The organism is Kurthia sp. Dielmo, assembly GCF_000307285.2.
In the GTDB taxonomy this organism is placed as follows: Bacteria; Bacillota; Bacilli; order Bacillales_A; family Planococcaceae; genus Kurthia; species Kurthia populi.
In genome coordinates this window covers 1-254 of the sequence record NZ_CAEP01000226.1, presented here as the reverse complement: position 1 = coordinate 254, position 254 = coordinate 1, and the positions used below count along the sequence as shown (strand labels likewise).

At 40.9% G+C, this 254-nt stretch carries 1 pseudogene; it reads right to left on the bottom strand.

The features are described from left to right. Positions 1 to 254, bottom strand: a pseudogene (locus KTHG_RS20975) (hypothetical protein); the annotation flags it as partial.

Here is a 254-nt window from a genome sequence, read left to right as displayed (position 1 = left end):
TTACACCATCGCTCAATGCAGTTGTAAACTCACTACCGGTGATTTTCACCCCGGTAATATTCCCAGCGGTTACGTTTCCTAAATCAGCTGATAAGGCCGATAATTTATCAACACTTAATGCTTGTGCATCGAGTTCTTTCTTTATCCATGCCCCATTATTCCAAACAAAAAGACCTGTACATACTGTACCGGCCTCATTGTATTGGAACCACATATCTCCGTTTTTTGCTTTTGTTGGTGCGATATAGCCATAA